The following is a 19,158-nucleotide window of genomic DNA, read 5'->3' as shown; positions in this document are numbered from 1 at the left end:
TGGCTACCGATGTATTGTTGAACGCGAAATGTACAGCAAAGATCAACACGCCCTAGAAATTAAAGAATAGAACGCAATAAGGCCAGTCATGAGACTGGCCTTATATCGTTGTGACTAGCTTTAGTTATAACCTGTGGAGCGGTTACGATGACTCTGATTAGTAAGTCAGCAGGAATTCACCCGCTGGGTCAACAATCACTTTGTCACTCATGCCTTGGCGACCAAGCAGCATCATATAAGTCATATCTTGACGGTTGCTTAGCGTGATATCGATAGGCCATTCTTGACCACCCATTTTTAGCATGGTTTCAATCACACAACGGTGTTCAACTTCGCCGTTAGATGATTTGATTTTCTTGCTTGTTTTCAGTTTCGCCTTGCAGCGCACTGTCTCTTCTAGGTGGTAAACGTCTGGGTGAAGATCGAATTCAACGAAGTTCTCACCGTCTGTTTTTACACATAGTAGATTGTCTACGTGTAGAGAAGAGGTTTTAGCTCCTGTATCAACACGTGTATGTAGTCCAGTTATCCCTAACTCTGGTAAGCAAAGTGCTTCAGTATTCCCTATGATCATTTTATTGTTCATGTCATTTCCAATCATGAGTTAACGGCGTTAAATCAGCCTTTGCCACGAGTACGGTTAGCGTTTGGTTTTGCATTTTTTTCGATGAATTCGAAAATCATGTCTGCTACATCTTTACCAGTCGCTTTCTCGATACCTTCTAGGCCAGGAGAAGAGTTAACTTCCATTACAACAGGGCCATTCTTAGATTGTAGAATATCAACACCACATAGGTTTAAACCCATGATTTTCGCAGCATTGATTGCTGTAGCGCGCTCTTCTTTGGTTAGTTTAACCAGTTGAGCTGTACCGCCACGGTGCAGGTTAGAGCGGAATTCACCCTCACCAGCTTGACGCTTCATTGCCGCGATTACTTTGTTACCAACAACAAAACAACGGATGTCTGCGCCATTTGCTTCTTCAATGAACTCTTGAACCAAGATGTTCGCTTTTAGGCCCATGAATGCTTCGATAACGCTTTCTGCTGCTTTATTTGTTTCAGCTAAAACCACGCCGATACCTTGAGTACCTTCAAGAAGCTTGATAACCAGTGGTGCGCCACCAACGTTTTTGATCAAGTCTTGAATCTTGTCTGGGCGGCTAGCGAAACCTGTCTTTGGTAAGCCAATACCTTTACGAGACAACAGTTGTAGTGAGCGCAGTTTGTCGCGAGAACGGCTAATAGCAACTGACTCATTGATACAAAAAGTGCCCATCATTTCGAATTGGCGAACAACCGCAGTTCCGTAAAAGGTAATGGAAGCGCCAATACGTGGAATAACAGCATCGTATTGAGGTAGCTCTTCACCCATGTAGCGAATCTTCGGATTGTTACTCGCGATATCTATATCACAGTGCAGCGTGTCGATAACATCGACCTGGTGACCACGTGCCTCTCCAGCCGCTTTTAAGCGAGAAGTAGAGTATAGGTTTTCGTTGCGAGAAAGAATTGCGATACGCATAGCGTTTCCTTAGTTAATACCTGATTGGTAACTGCAAATAAATTAGTTGTTAGCTGAGCTTTCAGTTTTTCTGAGGCTCTTTGCTTGCTTCGGGGCGAACCTTAAGGCTTTTCGTTTAACTAAGAAAACGAATTAAATTTGTCGAGTCGATAATAGAAATTTATCGAATGCGTGAGCGATTAGTACATCTGGGTTGAGAGGGGATTTGGAATGGAAAAGCGAGTTGAGACCTAACTCATATTGGGGGTAGGAGCATATTAGGTTGTACTCAACTCGCGTTAACTCGGTGCTTAAAAGTGTACTAATAACGCCAGTTACATAGCTCTATAAGTGTTCGTAGTGCTTCTCTTTCGAGCTTGCTACAGGTGCTTTTTAGCTTATTAAGATAGTATTTTCTCATGATGATTACTTCTCTTGTATTGGGCTTTGGTAGGAACTCAAAGTTCCTTGCTGACCCATTAATTATGGTTATTTAATAGGAAGTAATAAACAGATGATTTTTTAGATGATTGTTCCTGTTTTTGTCTTTTATCGTCACTTAAAGACAAATGTGTTTTATAATCGGCTTTATGAGGAAGGATTGTTTCTAAAAGGTTCATTATTTGTCTGATCTAAACATGATGCGTTACTACACTCGGCTGGATTTATTCGAGCCTCACATCTCACACTCGGTGACTTTAACTGAGGTCGCAGACAAGCTGTTTACCAGTTTGCGTCATGCACGAACCTTACTCGGCAAGATGCATCAAGCTGAATGGGTGGTGTGGGAGCCAAAAGTCGGAAGGAATCAACGTTCTAACCTGACATTGCGCTTTAGTAATCAACAATTGACGCAACATGTTGCCAGCAAGCTGATAGAGCAGGGCAAGTACGAAAAAGCACTCTCTATTTTGGATAATGACCGCTCAGTGTTTGGCTCTCTTCTCCAAGAAACATCCGGTGCGACGATGCGCGAAGGGTTACTGCACGTCCAATTAACCTACAAACGTAAGTTCGAAGATCTGTTCCCGCATCATATTCACCGCAGTAGTGAACGATTTTTGATCAGGCAAGTGTTCAGTTGTTTAGTGACTTGCAATGGCAAAGGCGAGCTGAAGCCTGAGCTGGCACATCATTGGCAATATGATGCTGAAAAGCTAGTTTGGACTTTCTATCTGCGCCCGGGACTTACTTTCCATGACGGGCAGTTTGTGGATGCTAAGCAATTAGTTTCGATGTTTTCTGCGTTGCAAACTTTACCTTTCTATCAGACAGAGCTCGCCCATGTCGCTTCGGTTTACAGTGAACAACCATTGAGGGTCAGCTTCCAACTCACCAAGGCAGATACCGGCTTTGCTGGTTTACTTGCTGGCGTTAAATATTCGATTCAACCCGCAGCGCAAGTCACCCGTGAACCGTCTCCATTAAGTTCTGTGACCCATGCTGTTATTGGAACCGGCCCATTTAAAGTGGTTGAAACCAATAATGAACGAATCAAGCTCGCCGCATTTGAACATTATTATGGTTGTCGCTCTTTAACCGATGAGGTGACCATCTGGCAGTTTGAGGAATCAATGACGGGCACTGCTCGCTTCGATGGCAGCCAAATGCAGGTATCGCCTTATGAAGATTCATCTTGCTTCCATCAGTTAGGGAAAAGCGATGCGGAACTTGTTTCTGTAGATACAGACGGCCTTCGTAGCCGAGTCGAGGATGGGTGTCTGTTTATCCTATTCAATCAGAACTCAGCGGCCAGATCACTAAATAATGAGCAGCGCAAATACCTTTCAGAACTGACCAACCCACAAGCGATCTTGTCTCAGTTGGAACATAACAAGGGTCTGTTTAGTGTCTCTTTAGCTCAAAATATACTGCCAAGTTGGAAGAAATTGTATCGAACGCCTTCGAAAGATGCACAACTGCCACAAAAGATGAGTATTGCGGTTTATGACTATTATGCGTTGTATCGATGTGCGGTTTGCGTATCCGACATACTCAAACGATATGGTGTGGAAGTTGAGGTGAACACCTACAGTTTTCGAGAGTTGGCGGAGCTCTCTCAGAGTGGCGAGTTAAAGGAGGACTTGGTGCTGTGTAACTTGAATCTCGATGACAATGCCCCGTCTTCGCTGTTCTCTTGGATGATGAACGATCCTGTTTTGCATTCTGCTTTAGGAGAGATGAACAGTGATTGGCTCAAGCAGCGTTTGGATAGTCATAAAGCATCCGTTGAACTGCCTAATTACTTGGCAGAGTTAGAACCGATCGCGTCTACTCTGATCTCAGATTATTGGTTAGTGCCTATGTTTCATCACTTGCAGACCGTTCGTTTCCAAGGGATTCTGAAAAACGTGGCCATCACTAACTGGGGATGGCCAGATTTCAAGAATGTATGGTCTGCTGATTAATGCTTACCGAGTAGGATAAAGCGTTTTCAAAGTCGATTTTGGCATGCTTATATCTAGGTAAAACCAAATTCTACAAAAAACGCCACCGATTATTCGATTCGGTGGCGTTTTTTCGTTTTATTTTTAAGATCAGCTCTCTAAGTTCTGCGCCATTTTCTTTGCAATTTTCCTGAATTGCTCTAACTCATCTTCGGCCATGCCTTTGGTCATTCTCTTCAACATGTCTCGGTCTAGATCCGAAACCTTACTCATGACCTCTTGACCCTTATCGGTCAGAATCAATAACTGGCTGCGCTTGTCTTCTGGATTTGGAGACTTTTTCACAAGCTCTTGATTGATCAATGCATTAACTAATCTCGTGACCTGCGCTTTATCGCGGTTTAAGTAGTGCGCGATATCGATAGCCGTACATGGAGATTTCTTAGTAATGATCTTCATGACACGAATGTTCATGGGTGCGATCTCAGAATCCAAGCTCTCAATCTGTTCACTCATTTGACGTTTCAAAGAGTGTACTAAACGAAAGATAGACTCTAACGATGTGTTATCAGACATAAACGATCCTTAGAATATAGTTGACACTGTCAACTATTGTATTTATAGTTGACATTATCAACTTAATTGTTCGTGAATTCAAGTTAGGAGACAGTAATGACGATGCAAACAATCACAGGCAAACACAATCACTACCGTATCACTATCGAAGAAGTGAACATCAAGGAAGATCGTGAACTGCAAACCATGCAGTTTGAAATTGAAGATAGAGAAAACATGTTCGCGATTGTAGATAAGCTCAAGCAGGACAGTGGCTTAGATGAGCAATCCGCAACGAGACTAGGTGTAAGTATTCGCTTGCTGGGACCGTTGATGATGCAAGATAGAAAGCACCCTCTGTTTGTAGATTTCATGCCTCACTTCAGAAACTTCATGCAAAATCTTAAGAAGACGCTGAAAGGCGCGTAGCGCTTGTCCGGCAATGACATATTCAAAAAGCCAGCAAACTGATCATCAGGTGCTGGCTTTTCTTTTAATATATTGACTTAGCGGTATGTGTTCACTTGCGGGACATGTGACAATAGGCCTTTGAACACTTTATGGTGCAACCATCGCATGAGTGATGCCATTGCCCGAGCCTATTTCTAATCGTTCTAAATTAAACGGTATATTATGACAAGTGTATTTGAGCAGGCGGCTAAAGAGTTGTTAAGCCGTCGCACAGCGGGAATTAAAGCGCCAAGATTAATCGAACAATATCGCCCAACCAGTTTAGATGATGCGTTAGCCATTCAAGAATCCATGATTGAAATTCGCGCAGATAGAGTGGGGGGCTGGAAGTGTCTGTTACCTCTGGCAGAAAACAAATTTATTGTAGCGCCTATTTTCGCTGACAACGTTCAGCAAGTTGAAGTTTGTGAACTGTTCGCAGATACAGGCTCAGTGCCAGGTAAAGAGGTAGCCCGAGTAGAACCAGAAATCGCTTTTGTACTGACTAAGTCTTTGCCTGCGAACTCAAATGGTTACAGCGAAGCACAAATCAATGATGCCATTGGCTCTTGCCATATGGCACTTGAGTTAATTCAATCTCGCTTTGCTGATGACAGTGGTGCAGAGTTTTACGAAGTTTTAGCCGATTGCTTGGCAAACCAAGGTCTGTTTCTTGGTCCTGAAATAGAGAAAGATAAAGCGTTTGCTGCTGCCAAGGTCGAAGTGGCTATAACTCAAGCTGGAAAAGTTCAGGCATTTTCTGGTACTCACCCTAACGCATTAGCTCAAAATCCCGTTTACTGGTTGATCGATACCATGACCAAGCGTGGAGTCAGTTTTGAAGCGGGCGAGGCGATCATTACAGGGTCTTACTGTGGTGTGGTTGAGGTTGGCTTCGACGAGCTAACAACCGTTGCTTATGATGGTATCGGAGAGTACCAAGTGACTTTCACTCAAAAGCGCTAAGTTATTTACAAGCTCTATTGATTAAGAAAGCTGTTCTCTACAACCCTGCTTTTCGCACAGGTGATTGGTTCTCGAAAGGCTATTTACTGGTGAGTAAATAGCCTTTTCTATTATGTGATGTTCAATAGAGTTCGTATTACTTTGCATTATATTGGGCGTTTAGACGTCTAGACGTTGACAAGTCCTAAGTGTGACATTAGTCTGCTCTCCTTCCTGTTCTATAGTGTTGTCGTTCCATGTCCAATTCAAAAAACTCTAATGCGGTTATTGCTCCTTCGGCAGTGGCGCTTATCCCTCTGATCGTGTTCCTAGCGCTGTTTATTGGCGTAGGTACGTACCTGTCGTTGCAAGGTGTCGATTTTGCTTTCTATCAGCTTCCAGCTCCGATTGCGGCTTTACCTGCTGTGATGTTGGCGCTGTTGTTGAGCAAAGATAAATTGAACCGTGCTATCGAACAGTTCTTGAGTGGAGTAGGTCACAAAGACATTATCGCAATGTGTATGATCTACCTATTGGCAGGTGCTTTTGCAGCCGTTGCTAAAGCTTCTGGTGGTGTGGATGCGACGGTAAACCTTGGTTTATCGGCGATCCCGACGAGCATGATACTACCGGGTATCTTCCTAATTTCTGCTTTCATCGCAACAGCAATGGGTACTTCGATGGGCACCATCGCGGCGGTAGCGCCTGTTGCACTGGGCATTGCGGATTCTGCTGGCATGAGCATTCCACTGACAGCGGGTGTTGTTTTAAGTGGCGCAATGTTTGGTGACAACCTTTCTATCATCTCTGATACCACGATTGCTGCAACACGCTCGCAAGGCTGTGAGATGAGAGACAAGTTCAAAGAAAATATCCGTATCGCACTTCCTGCTGCACTGATCGCGATTGTTATCTTTGCTTTTAACAGCACTGCAACTCAAGTGCCTGAAACGGGTCCTATTGAGTGGCTTAAAGTACTGCCTTACATCACTATCCTGATTCTTGCGGTATCAGGTATGAATGTGTTCGTTGTGCTAACAATCGGTATCTTATTGGCGGGTGGCGTTAGCTTAGGTTCAGTCGAGAACTACGGTTTAACGGATTACGCGCAAGACATCTACGCAGGCTTTGGCAACATGCAGGAAATTTTCTTATTGTCGATGCTGATTGGTGGTTTGAGTGAACTGATGCGTCGCCAAGGCGGTCTGGCATTCTTGACTAACTTAGTCAGTAGCATGATTCGTGCATTTGGCTCTTCACACTCTAAGCAAGCGAATGGCCGCGCAAGTGAACTGGGTATTGCTGGTTTGGTGTCTATGGTTAACATGTGCACGGCAAATAACACAGTAGCGATTATTGTTTCAGGTAGTGTGGCTCGCCAATTAGCGGAAGAGAACGATGTATCTCCGCGCCGTTCGGCAAGCTTATTGGATATCTTCTCTTGTGTGATTCAAGGCGTGCTGCCATACGGTGCTCAGGTATTGCTACTAGGTTCGGTATTCAATTTATCGCCACTAGAGATCGTGTCTAACTCGTACTACTGTTTTGCACTTGCTATCGTGGCTGTTGTTGCTGTGTTTATCAAACACCCAGCACGCCAAGTGGCTCAAGCTTAGTAAAAATAGATTTTAATGAGAAGGCGCCGTAATCGGCGCCTTTTTTGTATCTACAAGAATTGTTCAGAAGCTGGCTTTTGATTTTGAGCTTTATTTAAGCAGGCTCTCAAGCTCGTTTGCTGTCGCGACATTGCAATAACCAAAGCTCAGTGCAGCCATGAATGCGGCGTGGACATGCGCTGCTGGAACCTTAACGCCATTGAACTCCATGTCTAAGGTTGTGCAAGCATCATGCGCTACGTGGCACTCATAGCCTAAATCGGTTGCTGCACGAGTCACAGCATCAATACACATGTGGCTCATTGCGCCAACGATGATCAGTTTTTCAACGCCTTGCTCTTTTAGCACCTTGTTCAGTTCAGTATCTCTAAAGCTATTGATTTGATGCTTTACGATGACTGGCTCACCTTCTCGCGGAGTCACGCTGCTGTGGATTTGAGCTCCATCTGAATTTGGTAGGAAGAACGGTGCATCATTCGTCGGAAACTCATGATGTACATGAACCACAGGAAGTTGCTTGTCTCTGAAAGCTGATAATAACTGTGCACCTTTTTCGGCTGCTTTTTCTGTTTCAGATAGCGGCCATTTTGCACCTTCGTATGAAGGGAAATAGTCATTTTGAAAGTCGATAAGTAGTAGGGCTGTGTTCTTCATAGTCTATACCTTTGTATTTAGTGTGTTGCGGTGTATGGATATTATGACTACCCTGTGTTTTTTAACGCACGTCAAAAATGACAGACTATATGGCAATAGTGACAAAATCAGTGAAGGTCGAAATCATCGATTACCCAGGCTCTCTGCAGAGCGCTGTATTTGGAGTAAAAGAGTTCCTTCAGATGGCGAACAGCCTTGATTCTGGCAATTAAGCGGTTCAGTTTCAGGTTGAGATTAAGCCTTATGGCGACTTATCGGTTTCATCGGCTAACTCAAATGAAGAGTCTAAAGCCGATATCATTTTATTACCGCCCAACCTAGATGGCAGTTACTACCTAGACCGTGATGATAGGCTAACGGATTACCTGATTGAGTCTCATCAAAAGGGTTCAATATTGTGCTCAGCGTGCGCAGGCGTGTTCATTCTTGCTCAAACAGGATTGTTGGAAGGGCGAACCGTCACAACGCACTGGCAAGCTCAACAGTTGTTTTCGGAGCTACATACTGGAATCGAAGTGGATATCGATAAAATCCTGATCGATGACGATGACATCATTACTGCTGGTGGTTTGATGTCGTGGATGGATTTGGCTCTGTTTATCCTGACTAAATACACGACGCCGACCAATACGCGTAATTTGGGTAAGTATCTGGTGTTGGATACGGGGTTGAGAGAGCAGCGCTACTACCAAAGTTTTGTGCCTAACTACGCTCATGGGAATGACAAGATTGTCTCTGTGCAGCGCTTTATTCAAAAGAATCACCACCTTCCTTTGACGCTTGATCAATTGGCGGAGGAAGCCTTCATGACGCGAAGAACCTTTATCCGACAATTTACCAAAGCGACGACCTTGACTCCGATTTATATTCAACACGTGCGTGTTCAAAGCGCGTGTGAGCTACTGGAAAGCTCACACAAACCTGTAGAACAAATCAGTTACTTAGTTGGATATGAAGACGTTAACAGCTTCCGAAAAGTCTTTATGAAAATCATTGGTTTAACACCATCAAGGTTTCGCTCTAGATTTTTATCGGAGGAATGATTTATCATAGATTGATATTCAATATGTATCACTGGTTCGCTCAGTCACTTCGCTAATGAAGTGCTTGAAGCGGAGTGATCTTTTCTCGAACTCAAACGGACTATTGATGCTTGCCATTCCTTTACCATTTGTCGCAGCGCTGTTGTTATTGATGACAGGTGTGCTGCTTCGATGCCGTTACCCACAAACCAGTCAAAAGCCATTTTGGTTTATCATTCTCTGCGCGTTGATGGTGACGGTAGTGGGCCTGCGATGGACGTTTGATATTGCGTTGTTTCGCTTCTTACAACCCATTCTCGGTGCTAGTGTTCCAGTGGCGGCTTGGTTATGCTTTGCCGGAGCTCATCGAAGTCAATCCAGTACACATTTTCATTGGCTAGGCCCAATTGCTGTTTTAGTTGGCTCACTTTTTTATGCGCATCTCTGGGCGGGAACTCTTGATGTATTGCTGATCTTGCTCTATCTCGGATATGGTAGTTTGCTGCTGAAGTCGTCGCTGCGAGTGCCGGAACAAGTGCGGCTGACCGATGTATCGAAAGTGCTGGCTGCTGAAAGAGTTGCAGGTGTAATGCTACTATTTTCCGCCTTAGTCGACGGTGTGCTCTTTTACGATATCTTGCTGTTGGATGCGCAGCACACCCACCTGATTTTATCGCTAAGCTACCTTGTCCTTATTCCCGCCATTGTGTCCGCTGTGATGGTGGTCAGTATGAGCACGCCTGACGAAGAAAAAACCAAGCAGGTTCAGGATTTATCTTCCATGTCACAACGCTCTCCAGAAGAAGTCGACACATCGACTACGCTAGCGAGCAGCCTAGATGAAGACCAAGCAGAAGAAACCGCGCAGATCATGGTTAAGTTCGATGCATTAATGAGGGAGCATCAATTATTTAAGGATCCTGATCTGTCTCTCAATCGCTTGGCACGAAAGCTAGGCATCCCAGCTCGCAAGATATCGTCAGCGGTTAACCAAACTCATAATGAGAACATTTCGAAGGTGATCAACGCTTATCGAATTGAGTATGCCAAGACTCTATTGAAGCAAAGTGATGACACGATAACCGATATCTTCCTCAATTCAGGTTTTCAAACCAAGTCCAATTTCAATCGAGAGTTTTCAAGGATTACTGGGCAAACTCCGAGTGAGTTTCGAAGCTCGCCATAAGTGTTAGATTGAGTTTGTTTACTTCTAAGTTTATCGATTCAGGAAGCCAATAATGTCATTCAATATCAATTGATGTAGCTCACCGCGTGAAGATCCTAAGCCGTCTTTACAAATAATGCCATCGCCCGGTACTTCCTCTTCAAGTATTACTTCGGCTCCTGATTTACATGGTTGAATGAAACTGAAATGAGTGGCGTTTTCGTAGACTTTGTATTGTCTCGAACTAAGAGGAATATGCTCTGCCATGTAGCCAGACTCTAATGCCTGAGGTAAGTCGCCAATATCAATCCCAGCCGCCAGTATTAAGATTGGCACTTTAATGTCATTTAGGCTGCCGACTGAAAAGCTGCGTGAAAGCCCCAGATCAAGGCTAACTACACGTTGAATTCGAGGATCTGAAAGGTCTTTTTGGTTTGGTTCTTCAGCTTGGACTTTGTCTAGCCCTAGCTCTTCAGCAAGCCCACAAGTTCGTGGGTTAGGGTATATGAGACAATTGGCCTCAAAGGTTGGTCTATCGATTTTCGCTCCTGCCAATTGCATCACTGTCCAGCCTCCTAATGAATGTCCGATTGCAGTGATATTGTTGGCGTTAACAGATTGCTTCCATAGCACTTCGCTTAACAGGTAATCGAGAGTTCGTGTGATATCTCGCGGTCTTTCCCACCATTTCGCTGCTTGCTTTGGGGATTGGTCAAAAGATGCTGTTCCCGGATGATTGACTGAGGCGACTATGTATCCGAGATGTGCAAGTTCGGTCGCCAACCAATTCTGGTTTCGCCAGTTACCACGATAACCATGCGATATGAGGACAACGGGAAACTTACCTGATTGGATCTTGGCATTTTTGATGACTCTCGTGCCTATAAAGGCTGGGTTATCGCCAATCAAGGACGTGTTTGATTCATCTTGTGTGGGATACCAAATAGCAGTGTTGAGGGGGCGAATAGGGTCGTCTGTTAAGGTTATCTGGGTGAATCCGACATCGGAAGCGATTGATGAAGCGCAAAGGAAAAGTAGGGGTGTGAACAGTAAATGTATCCATTTCATGGTTTAACTCCAATTGAGGTAATTGGAGTCAATATGCGCTCAAGCCAGTGAGGGCGAGACCTCAAACACGATCGAGGACGCCCTAGATCGTGTTTCAGTACCAAAATTAACGACTTGGCTCTAGTCACCTTCTTCTAGGGCGTTTCTCTACCAAGCCGTTTCTTTCTAAGCCGCGTCTTACGCTGCTGCATAGCTTGCCAAAACGACGCAGTTCTTCGAAGTTTGGTCCTTGTCCCATTGAAATGCTGTGCTCCCAGTACATCAATTCTGTGTCGACCATCTCTAGCAATTTCTTAGAGCAACCTGAGCAATTTCCTTTTGGTCCACAAATGAATGTCTCTGACTCATAGAGCGGGAGTTCATTTTTAACTTCTTCGATGAGACTCAGCATTGCCGAATTCAGATCCGGTTTTTTCGTTGTGATTGGCTTTAAGTTTGTTGGTGTTCGTGTTGGTATTGGCGCAGTAGCCAAAGAAGATGTTTGTGTATTGGAATGCAGATTCAAAGCAGCTGATGACATATCAAAGGCCTCAAGGAAAGGTGAAGAGGGGCATCCTACACCTCAAAATGAAGTGAACCTTGATGTAGTGCAATAAGCGTGGAGATATATCCGAAAGAGTTAGGCAAAACGAGGGCGTGAAATGCGGGGAAATGGGAGAAGAGGAGCCACAAATGGTGTGACTCCTTTCATTAAGACTCGTTATTGATGAGAATCTTTAGAACTCTGCTTCAAATTGGAATTCCATCCACTCTTTAGTAATTGGGTGGTGTAGAGCAAGTCGTTCTGCATGTAGGTGAAGACGTTCAGCTTTGTTGCCATATAGGCCATCACCTACGATTGGCATATGGAGCCCTTCTTCGTGTGAACAGTGAACTCGTAATTGGTGTGTGCGTCCTGTTTTAGGGTGTAGGTAAACCTTGGTGGTTTTTTGATTGCGTTCAATCACTTCCCACTTGGTTTCAGCTGGCTTACCGTGTTCGAAACAGACAATCTGACGAGGGCGATCGTACAAATCACCACGCAGCGGTAATCGAACATAACCTTCATCTTCAGCCAGAACACCTTCAATCATAGCTACGTATCGCTTCTCGACTTCACGAGTAATAAACTGCTTCTGCAAGCTTTTGTTCGCACGTCGAGTAAGGGCAAATATCAGAATGCCAGAGGTCGCCATGTCTAAGCGGTGTATAACGAATGGCCCTTCAACATCAGGATGCATTTCTTGAACGCGAGTGTAGGCCGAGTCTTTGATGGTTTTTCCCGGTACGGATAGAAAACCAGCTGGCTTATGAACCACGACAATGTGTTCATCTTGGAACAGAATATCGAGCTCTTTGCCTTCAGCAGGGTTCTCTAATAGTGGGTTTGGATCCACTTCAAGGCCCTTCATCATGTGGCCAAGGATTGGTACACATTTGCTTTGACAAGAAGCGTAGTATTTTTTGTGTTTGCGAATTTCAGACTTCGGTGAACGGCCCCACCAAAATTCCGCCAGTGCCAGTGGCGTATAACCATTCAGATACGCATATTGCAGAAGCTTTGGCGCAGCACATTCGCCAGAACCTGCTGGTGGAATCTTATTTGGCGTGTTTTCAAAGATCTGATTAAGATCTTCGACATTGCCTTCCGCGTTTTGGAAAGCGTATTGTGAAAACAGCTTATGTTGGAGCTGATGAGAAATGTGTGCTCTTTGCTCTTTGAGCTCTGCTAATTGAGTCGTAAACACGTCAACTTTGCCTTGAAGCTCATTCAGAGTTTGTTCCCAGTTGAGCTTAAGGTACTTCTGCTGATTCTTGTCGGCAACACTGGCTTTGTTTAGCTCGTTATTTAGTTGTTCGAAAGCTTGCTCATCAAGGTTTTCTTTACCTTGTTCACGTTGTTCTTTACGTGTTTTTCGGCCTTCAATAATCAAGAAACGTTGCGCTTCGATCTCTTGCTCTGCCTGTGCTTTCTGCTGTGCTAACTGCTCACACAATTCGAGATATTCAGCGTTGACTTGCAGCGCTTTAAATTTCGCATTCACAGCCATCATGTCAGCCGTGTCTTGATGGAAAAAGCTGTCGCTGCTCAACATATCAAATACCGGTGGCACAAAAAGGGGCAGCAGGTTTTGGTCGGCGATTTTCCCAGAGAAAGCAGAGAAGTAACCCAGATCACCTTCTGGGCTTCTTACTAACAACACACCAAACATCTTGCCGCGACCGGCATCAGAATCGAGTCCGAAGTCATGTTGCCAATCGGTTTGTGTTTCTAGGTATTGTTGAAGCTGGTGCGAGGCGATCTCACACAATGGGTGCGGTTCATAGTAGAACGGAAATGTGAAACGTTCAGGCAACGAATATGACTCGATCGACTGTTGAAAACGAGTGAAGCAATGCTCAGGTGTGTGGCTGTTTTCTGAGTCGTGCGTTGGTTTAGATGAGTGCATATTGTCGTCTTACTTGGTGGTGATAAATGGCTATGAGTCTACTGTGTTTTGAGAGCTTAAATACAGTATAAGGTAGGCGATTCTACTCTTTATCTAAAAGCGCCTCAAATAAGAAATCGCACCGTCGTTTGATACAGTAAATTCGATTGTCCGCATAAGGTTGGAGTGCTTGGGGAGGAATACAAATTAATGATTAGTATCTCGTTTTCCATCATCAAGGACTACTTACTGATGGAAGGGTGCTAGGCTTGCTCGCTTCGTGTTCTAAAAAGGTAACGTTATGATTTCACTCAATACTTCGATTGTGGCTGGTGTCGCTCTTTCTGAGATCGACGGACAGACGAAAATGCTATTAATGAAGCGCGTAAAGGGCGGCTATTGGTGCCATGTTGCAGGCTCGATTGAAGCGGATGAAACTGGTTGGCAGGCAATCGTACGTGAATTTGAAGAAGAAACTAAAATCGAAGCGAAAGAACTGTATAACGCTCAATTTTTGGAGCAGTTCTACGAGGCGAACGTCAATGTTATTCAACTTATCCCGATATTTGCTGTGCTTTGCCCGCCAGACCAAGCGGTAGAATTAAACCATGAACACACTGAGTATCGATGGTGCAGTTTAGAGGAAGCGAAAGCGTTAGCGCCATTCCCTAACCAACATGCGGTGTATGATCATATCTGGGCATACTTTGTTGATACGCCAGCTAACCCACTTTATCGAGTAGACGTGGGTTAGTCTCGGTTGACTGGATGTTGAGTAACGAGTACTCAATAATCCTAGTGCAATAGCTAACCTCCACAGATACTGAGCACTAAGACTTACCAAGGTATGGGGTTAAAAAGGCACTCGCTTGTGCTTGGCATAGCCCCACATCGACTTTGACACCATGAGATTCCAGTATTGCTACACCACGACCATTATTACGAGGGTCTGGGTCTAGCATCGCCACCACTACGTGTTTCACACCGGCTTTAACCAATGTATTGGCGCAAGCGGGAGTTCTGCCGACAAATGAACATGGCTCTAAAGTTACGTAAGCGGTAACCCCTTCCGTTGCTCCATCATAGCTATTGAGCGCTTCGACCTCGGCGTGGTTTCCGCCGACTTTTTGCGTGTACCCAACAGATACCACCTTATCGTTCTTTACCAAAACGCAGCCTACTGGCGGGTTTGGTTGGCAATCAGGTAAGGCTTGGCGCGAAGCTTCGAGTGCTTGCAGCATGTATTGTTGGTTCATGGTCGTTACTCAGTATGACGAGAGAGCGTAGCTGCTAGTCGCCACGCGCGGTTGATGAGTTAGTTACTAACTTACTTAATAAGCTAACAAGTGGGGCATGTTCGATCTGATTGGGATTTTAGTCAATGGTTTTAGCGTTTGAATTCGACTGCTAGTTAACGGTGACTAATCGTTAACTTGGGCCACTGGATCAGCCAGTCCTTGGATTGTACTCTTTGATCAAAGATCTCTCGGCTACGCTTTGGGTTGGGTGTGATTTGCAAATCAAACAAACTTTCTAAGCCAAAAGCAGAAATACACTCAATTTCTCCGGCTAGCTTTTGTTTGATACCAACTGCAGTCTCTTTCTCTGGCCAAAAACTCATTGCTTCTAATGAGCTTTGGTAAGGCTTATCCCCATTTCTGATGTGCATGCAGGCTTGATTACGAACTTGCCAATTCAGTTCGGGTAAGCGTTGTTTAAGCAGATCCTCGTATCGAAGAGTCGATTCGTAAGAGGTATCAATGGGATCAAAGTAGATCACATCAATATCATTGAGTGGAGTCGGGGAGGCATAATCATGCAGGTGATCCCAAGCGAGGTTTCTCACAAAGCCCGCAGCAACATAGCACTGCGGTAAATCCAGCTGAGCGACACAGTCTAAAACCTGCATTCGTAAGGGATCTTGTTTGATCAATGTGACGATGCGGTTGGCTAGTGGATGTATCATTATGATGTCGGAACGTCGGTGACTTGGTAATGACGGGTCACATTTTTGGAGATTTCACCCCATTCAGAGGCTTTTACTCGCTGTTGGTGGGATTCAAATGCTTCTCGGCTAGTGAATTCTTCATACACTTCAAAGCGATTAGGTTGAAGCGTGCTTTGACTGACTCGAAACACGATACAACCAGGTTCTTCCAGTGTCAGTTCTTTGTGCACAACCAAGGCTTGTGTCACTGCTTCTAGATCGTTGTCTAGCACTAGAATATGCCCTTGCAGAATTACTTTACTCATTATTACGTCCATTTAATTGTATTCATTACGGCTTTTTTCTATTAAAAGCTCTATCCGTTACAAACATAATCCCATTTTGATGTTGTGACGTATAGACTAATGTGGTGACTATTTGTTCACATTGAATTTGGCTTTAGTTACGCTGTAACTTTTGAGGTGGTAATAGCAATAAAAGATAAGACGTTGGAACTAAATCCGCGTTGGTCCGGTCTATTAAATTAGTATCATTGAACTGTATTGATACTGAAATGAATTTGTCATCTGAGAGAACTAACCTTAATTTTGAACAGAGGCTCATAGGATTGAATTGAGCCATAGTTGATATCTAGGTCATACTTTGATGTAAATGGTACTCAAAACTCTATATATTTTGTGATTTGTATCATTGATCTGGGCATCAAACACCGTTAGATTCGAATGGTTGGCAATAAAAATAGCTCATGAAGAGCAGTTAAAGAAAAGGAAATATCCCTTATGAAAAAAATGAGAAGAGCACAGCTTCATCGCGTTCGCATCCAATACTGGAAAGACACAGCGAAAGAAGCTTCAAAGAAATAAGCTTTATATCGATAACTGAAAAGCGAAAGAGCTTGAAGTTAAAATGATGAATTAAAAGCTTATAAGCAGAACTGATTACAAGATCTGTAAACGCAACAAACCGATTTCAATAGCACTCTCAAGGACCTTCATCTGGTCGGCGACTAAAGAAATCATCCCCCAAAGAGCTGGCAGGCATTAACAATAATGCAATTCAATGTCAGCTCATTAATACCTCCTAGTTTATCTTTACCTCACTCAGCATCCTGAACCAAAACCAAAACCAAAACCAAAACCAACCACCAATCCGTACCTTTGCCTCTATCACCAAAACCGTTGTTAGGGTTTAAAGTGCCTAATAATAAACAGCAGCCAATAAAAAAGCTCCTGATTTCTCAGAAGCTTTGATTAAGATTTTGATATCTGATGAGGCTAGCCGCTCAGGGCTCAGGGCTCAGGGCTCAGGGCTCAGGTTCAGAATAAGTGACTCTAGCGTTGGAACAGCGTCTTCAAGCTCACATCATCAGTTCTGTTTAACTTAAGGCTCAGTAGGTAACCACCAATACCGAGCAGTACGTAAATACTTAGCGACAGAATAGAGACTTCTGAAAGCGCACTGAATGGATTGCTGGTCGTCAGCACTTTCATCGGCAACGATGCGATGACAGAAAAGAAATCATTGATACCATAGAATCCGAATAGCGCGATAGCCAACCACTTAATCGCAAAGCTTGAGATGAAAATAACGAGCAGCGGAGAGTTAACCAGTTGCGAAATCGCCAGAGTAACCGTTGCTAATGGCAATAGAACTAACGCAACCAGCAGCATTCGACCAAAGAAAACCACCCAATTGGTTAGCACATAGAATAGCGATTGTTGCTCGACTATCAGTGCTAATTGTTGTTCGCTTGAAATGTTCAGAATCCAAAACAGAGAATCAGCGAACAGAACCAACAGAGCGCAGATAGCGGGAATCACCACTAAACCGAAACCTAGCTTCACACCGTGAGTCATGGCATTCGATACTGGCATACTTCTCCAAAACATTGAGCTGCCTTCTTGGCGCTCTTTACGCAGCGTTTTAGGGATATAAAGCGTCGAAAGCAGCAGTGAAATCAAGCCTGCGCCAAAGTAGATCACTGAGTTAAGATCTTGTGCGAACTCTCTGTGGATGTCGCTCACGTCGCCGTTGACTTCCATTTGGAAGAAAAACTCGTGTTGTGCCTGACCACTAAAGAACAAGCTAACGAACAGCAAGAAGCCACACAACCCGACAAACAGAGGCAATCGAGTGTTGATTTTGTGCTCGATAAGCTCTTTTTCTAGCATGTAAAAACTTGGATGCATTATGCCTTCTCCGTCTGTGTTGCAAGGAATAGGTCGGCAAGACCAACGTTGTAGATGTTACCTAGTGATTCAACTTGTGGTTTGTATTGACCTTCCAATAACCATTTAGTCGTTCCTAATCCTGGTTGTGAAGTGAGTGGCTTCAATTTTTGAATGTCGCTAGAGTGGTTGTTAGCAACTTCGATAATGAAGTAATCACTTTCGATATCTTCCATACTTTTCTGCAGCACGCAGCGGCCTTGTTTGAGAATAAGTACATCTGTCAGTAGATGTTCGATCTCAGAAACCTCATGGCTAGCAATGATCATCGCGCGTTCGCCGTCATGGAACCACTCAAGTAGGTGACGATAAAAAGTATCGCGGTAGAGTAGATCAAGACCCAGCGTTGGCTCATCTAAGATCAACACCTGTGTGTCGGTTGCAATGATGATCGCAAGGTGAAGTTGTACCTTCATCCCTTTAGAAAGCTGCTTAATCGTTGAAGAGAGCTTAATGTTAGTGCTGCTTAACGTTTGTTCGGCTTTTTGCTTGTTGAAGCTTGGGTGTACACCTTGGGTATAGCGAAGCAGTTGTTTCACTGTCATCCACTCTGGTAACACGTTTACATCTGAAATGTACGATAAGTGCTGCATGAGTTCTGCGTGCTGGTGGATAGGATGGTAACCATTCACCTCAATCTCACCTTGATAGTTGTGCCCACCAAGCAGTGATTTGATCAGTGTCGATTTACCCGCGCCATTGTGTCCAAGCAGCCCAAGCACTTGCCCCGGCTTTAACTCAAAGCTGATGTTCTCAACACCCACTTGGTTTGAATAGGTTTTGGTTACGTTTTTCACTGAAAGTAAAGTACTCATGACTTGTCCTTTATATGTTGTGCTAGCTGTTTCACGAGTTCTTCGACACTCATATCAATGATGCTTAGCGTCTCAGCGATGGCTGGGATCTGTGTGTTGATGAATGATTGGTGCGCAGACTCTTTCAATTTTTTAAGTGCCCCTTCGGCCACATACATGCCTTGGCCGCGTTTTTTTTCTACCAGGCCTTCATCCACCAGTAACTGGTAGCTTTTCATGACTGTAAGGTGGTTGATTTTAAGATCGGCGGCAACCGCACGCACAGAGGGCAATGCTTGTAGCTCTAGCCAAACACCTTGAAGAATTTGGTCACTGATCTTTGCGGCAAGTTGCCTAAAGATCGGCTGGTCGTCTTTCCATTCGGTCATAATTAAAACTACATGGTGATATACAT

Annotated in this window: 20 protein-coding genes and 1 pseudogene; 8 read left to right on the top strand and 13 right to left on the bottom strand. The window is 44.2% G+C overall.

The window, feature by feature from the left end:
• Positions 1–157 precede the first annotated feature (157 nt).
• Both ACED45_RS06935 and rimK read right to left on the bottom strand, forming a co-directional pair.
• The gene (locus ACED45_RS06935; protein WP_371713598.1) at positions 158–586 is read right to left on the bottom strand and encodes an ATP-dependent zinc protease family protein; all 429 of its coding nucleotides are present in this window, start codon (positions 584–586) and stop codon (positions 158–160) included.
• A 32-nt stretch (positions 587–618) separates the two neighbouring features.
• A complete protein-coding gene (gene rimK, locus ACED45_RS06930) occupies positions 619–1,524 on the bottom strand; it encodes a 30S ribosomal protein S6--L-glutamate ligase (RefSeq protein WP_019824669.1) in 906 nt (301 codons plus the stop codon).
• 602 nt (positions 1,525–2,126) lie between these two features.
• On the opposite strand from rimK, the gene ACED45_RS06925 reads away from it, so the two are divergent.
• Positions 2,127–3,911 (top strand): SgrR family transcriptional regulator, encoded by a 1,785-nt coding sequence (locus tag ACED45_RS06925; protein ID WP_371713597.1) that lies wholly within the window; start codon positions 2,127–2,129, stop codon positions 3,909–3,911.
• 129 nt (positions 3,912–4,040) lie between these two features.
• Here the strand turns inward: ACED45_RS06925 and ACED45_RS06920 are convergent, their stop codons facing one another.
• Positions 4,041–4,466 (bottom strand): MarR family winged helix-turn-helix transcriptional regulator, encoded by a 426-nt coding sequence (locus ACED45_RS06920; protein ID WP_146492711.1) that lies wholly within the window; start codon positions 4,464–4,466, stop codon positions 4,041–4,043.
• 102 nt (positions 4,467–4,568) lie between these two features.
• On the opposite strand from ACED45_RS06920, the gene ACED45_RS06915 reads away from it, so the two are divergent.
• The 3 genes from ACED45_RS06915 to ACED45_RS06905 all read left to right on the top strand — a co-directional run bounded on the left by ACED45_RS06915 (position 4,569) and on the right by ACED45_RS06905 (position 7,456).
• Complete coding sequence (locus ACED45_RS06915) at positions 4,569–4,874, top strand: DUF3861 domain-containing protein (RefSeq protein ID WP_146492767.1); 306 nt, start codon at positions 4,569–4,571, stop codon at positions 4,872–4,874.
• A 204-nt stretch (positions 4,875–5,078) separates the two neighbouring features.
• A complete protein-coding gene (locus ACED45_RS06910) occupies positions 5,079–5,861 on the top strand; it encodes a hydratase (RefSeq protein ID WP_371713596.1) in 783 nt (260 codons plus the stop codon).
• 236 nt (positions 5,862–6,097) lie between these two features.
• Positions 6,098–7,456 (top strand): Na+/H+ antiporter NhaC family protein, encoded by a 1,359-nt coding sequence (locus tag ACED45_RS06905; protein WP_285953547.1) that lies wholly within the window; start codon positions 6,098–6,100, stop codon positions 7,454–7,456.
• A gap of 90 nt (positions 7,457–7,546) precedes the next feature.
• Here the strand turns inward: ACED45_RS06905 and ACED45_RS06900 are convergent, their stop codons facing one another.
• Positions 7,547–8,110, bottom strand: a complete 564-nt coding sequence (locus tag ACED45_RS06900) for a cysteine hydrolase family protein (protein WP_371713595.1) — start codon at positions 8,108–8,110, stop codon at positions 7,547–7,549.
• A gap of 89 nt (positions 8,111–8,199) precedes the next feature.
• Here ACED45_RS06900 and ACED45_RS06895 point away from each other — a divergent pair.
• Positions 8,200–9,153 (top strand): annotated as a pseudogene (locus tag ACED45_RS06895) (GlxA family transcriptional regulator).
• A 106-nt stretch (positions 9,154–9,259) separates the two neighbouring features.
• Positions 9,260–10,318, top strand: a complete 1,059-nt coding sequence (locus tag ACED45_RS06890; RefSeq protein WP_146492716.1) for a helix-turn-helix domain-containing protein — start codon at positions 9,260–9,262, stop codon at positions 10,316–10,318.
• Positions 10,319–10,348: 30 nt separating this feature from the next.
• Here the strand turns inward: ACED45_RS06890 and ACED45_RS06885 are convergent, their stop codons facing one another.
• Together ACED45_RS06885 and ACED45_RS06880 are read right to left on the bottom strand one after the other, a co-directional pair.
• On the bottom strand, positions 10,349–11,365 hold the full coding sequence (locus ACED45_RS06885; RefSeq protein WP_285953543.1) for an alpha/beta hydrolase family protein: 1,017 nt from the start codon (positions 11,363–11,365) through the stop codon (positions 10,349–10,351).
• A gap of 124 nt (positions 11,366–11,489) precedes the next feature.
• On the bottom strand, positions 11,490–11,837 hold the full coding sequence (locus tag ACED45_RS06880) for a hypothetical protein (RefSeq protein WP_371713601.1): 348 nt from the start codon (positions 11,835–11,837) through the stop codon (positions 11,490–11,492).
• Here ACED45_RS06880 and ACED45_RS06875 point away from each other — a divergent pair.
• Positions 11,743–11,961 carry a hypothetical protein gene (locus ACED45_RS06875; protein ID WP_371713602.1) on the top strand — a complete coding sequence of 73 codons (219 nt, stop codon included), beginning with the start codon at positions 11,743–11,745 and terminating at the stop codon, positions 11,959–11,961. The two genes, ACED45_RS06880 and ACED45_RS06875, sit on opposite strands and share 95 nt — an antisense overlap.
• A gap of 120 nt (positions 11,962–12,081) precedes the next feature.
• Here ACED45_RS06875 and ACED45_RS06870 read toward each other — a convergent pair whose 3' ends face one another.
• Positions 12,082–13,794: an RluA family pseudouridine synthase gene (locus tag ACED45_RS06870; protein WP_371713594.1), complete on the bottom strand. Its 1,713-nt coding sequence runs from the start codon at positions 13,792–13,794 to the stop codon at positions 12,082–12,084.
• Positions 13,795–14,074: 280 nt separating this feature from the next.
• Between ACED45_RS06870 and ACED45_RS06865 the strand changes: the two genes are divergently transcribed.
• Entirely contained in the window at positions 14,075–14,527 is a 453-nt protein-coding gene (locus tag ACED45_RS06865; RefSeq protein ID WP_371713593.1) for an NUDIX hydrolase, read from the top strand.
• A 76-nt stretch (positions 14,528–14,603) separates the two neighbouring features.
• Here ACED45_RS06865 and ACED45_RS06860 read toward each other — a convergent pair whose 3' ends face one another.
• The 6 genes from ACED45_RS06860 to ACED45_RS06835 all read right to left on the bottom strand — a co-directional run bounded on the left by ACED45_RS06860 (position 14,604) and on the right by ACED45_RS06835 (position 19,132).
• Positions 14,604–15,029 carry a bifunctional diaminohydroxyphosphoribosylaminopyrimidine deaminase/5-amino-6-(5-phosphoribosylamino)uracil reductase RibD gene (locus tag ACED45_RS06860; protein WP_371713592.1) on the bottom strand — a complete coding sequence of 142 codons (426 nt, stop codon included), beginning with the start codon at positions 15,027–15,029 and terminating at the stop codon, positions 14,604–14,606.
• Between the two features lie 155 nt (positions 15,030–15,184).
• Positions 15,185–15,739, bottom strand: coding sequence for a nucleotidyltransferase family protein (locus ACED45_RS06855; RefSeq protein WP_371713591.1), 555 nt, complete (start codon positions 15,737–15,739; stop codon positions 15,185–15,187).
• Positions 15,739–16,026: a putative quinol monooxygenase gene (locus ACED45_RS06850; protein ID WP_371713590.1), complete on the bottom strand. Its 288-nt coding sequence runs from the start codon at positions 16,024–16,026 to the stop codon at positions 15,739–15,741. The genes ACED45_RS06855 and ACED45_RS06850 overlap by 1 nt, the downstream gene beginning before the upstream one ends.
• A 1,026-nt stretch (positions 16,027–17,052) precedes the next feature.
• Complete coding sequence (locus ACED45_RS06845; protein WP_146492724.1) at positions 17,053–17,910, bottom strand: hypothetical protein; 858 nt, start codon at positions 17,908–17,910, stop codon at positions 17,053–17,055.
• Positions 17,910–18,764, bottom strand: a complete 855-nt coding sequence (locus tag ACED45_RS06840; protein WP_371713589.1) for an ABC transporter ATP-binding protein — start codon at positions 18,762–18,764, stop codon at positions 17,910–17,912. The genes ACED45_RS06845 and ACED45_RS06840 overlap by 1 nt, the downstream gene beginning before the upstream one ends.
• Entirely contained in the window at positions 18,761–19,132 is a 372-nt protein-coding gene (locus ACED45_RS06835; RefSeq protein WP_371713588.1) for a GntR family transcriptional regulator, read from the bottom strand. The genes ACED45_RS06840 and ACED45_RS06835 overlap by 4 nt, the downstream gene beginning before the upstream one ends.
• Positions 19,133–19,158: the final 26 nt, after the last annotated feature.

This window comes from Vibrio crassostreae (assembly GCF_041439375.1).
Lineage (GTDB): Bacteria > Pseudomonadota > Gammaproteobacteria > Enterobacterales > Vibrionaceae > Vibrio > Vibrio crassostreae_D.
Note: the sequence above shows the minus strand (reverse complement) of the source record. Positions and strands in the feature narration are given on the sequence as shown.

What these genes read in the sequence shown, in the direction of transcription:
- ACED45_RS06875 (WP_371713602.1), top strand. Translation starts at nt 11,743, where the DNA reads ATGAGACTCAGCATTGCCGAATTCAGATCCGGTTTTTTCGTTGTGATT.
- ACED45_RS06905 (WP_285953547.1), top strand. Translation starts at nt 6,098, where the DNA reads ATGTCCAATTCAAAAAACTCTAATGCGGTTATTGCTCCTTCGGCAGTG.
- ACED45_RS06935 (WP_371713598.1), bottom strand. Translation starts at nt 586, where the DNA reads ATGAACAATAAAATGATCATAGGGAATACTGAAGCACTTTGCTTACCA.
- rimK (WP_019824669.1), bottom strand. Translation starts at nt 1,524, where the DNA reads ATGCGTATCGCAATTCTTTCTCGCAACGAAAACCTATACTCTACTTCT.
- ACED45_RS06850 (WP_371713590.1), bottom strand. Translation starts at nt 16,026, where the DNA reads ATGAGTAAAGTAATTCTGCAAGGGCATATTCTAGTGCTAGACAACGAT.
- ACED45_RS06920 (WP_146492711.1), bottom strand. Translation starts at nt 4,466, where the DNA reads ATGTCTGATAACACATCGTTAGAGTCTATCTTTCGTTTAGTACACTCT.
- ACED45_RS06910 (WP_371713596.1), top strand. Translation starts at nt 5,079, where the DNA reads ATGACAAGTGTATTTGAGCAGGCGGCTAAAGAGTTGTTAAGCCGTCGC.
- ACED45_RS06860 (WP_371713592.1), bottom strand. Translation starts at nt 15,029, where the DNA reads ATGAACCAACAATACATGCTGCAAGCACTCGAAGCTTCGCGCCAAGCC.
- ACED45_RS06900 (WP_371713595.1), bottom strand. Translation starts at nt 8,110, where the DNA reads ATGAAGAACACAGCCCTACTACTTATCGACTTTCAAAATGACTATTTC.
- ACED45_RS06865 (WP_371713593.1), top strand. Translation starts at nt 14,075, where the DNA reads ATGATTTCACTCAATACTTCGATTGTGGCTGGTGTCGCTCTTTCTGAG.
- ACED45_RS06835 (WP_371713588.1), bottom strand. Translation starts at nt 19,132, where the DNA reads ATGACCGAATGGAAAGACGACCAGCCGATCTTTAGGCAACTTGCCGCA.
- ACED45_RS06890 (WP_146492716.1), top strand. Translation starts at nt 9,260, where the DNA reads ATGCTTGCCATTCCTTTACCATTTGTCGCAGCGCTGTTGTTATTGATG.
- ACED45_RS06870 (WP_371713594.1), bottom strand. Translation starts at nt 13,794, where the DNA reads ATGCACTCATCTAAACCAACGCACGACTCAGAAAACAGCCACACACCT.
- ACED45_RS06885 (WP_285953543.1), bottom strand. Translation starts at nt 11,365, where the DNA reads ATGAAATGGATACATTTACTGTTCACACCCCTACTTTTCCTTTGCGCT.
- ACED45_RS06855 (WP_371713591.1), bottom strand. Translation starts at nt 15,739, where the DNA reads ATGATACATCCACTAGCCAACCGCATCGTCACATTGATCAAACAAGAT.
- ACED45_RS06840 (WP_371713589.1), bottom strand. Translation starts at nt 18,764, where the DNA reads ATGAGTACTTTACTTTCAGTGAAAAACGTAACCAAAACCTATTCAAAC.
- ACED45_RS06845 (WP_146492724.1), bottom strand. Translation starts at nt 17,910, where the DNA reads ATGCATCCAAGTTTTTACATGCTAGAAAAAGAGCTTATCGAGCACAAA.
- ACED45_RS06915 (WP_146492767.1), top strand. Translation starts at nt 4,569, where the DNA reads ATGCAAACAATCACAGGCAAACACAATCACTACCGTATCACTATCGAA.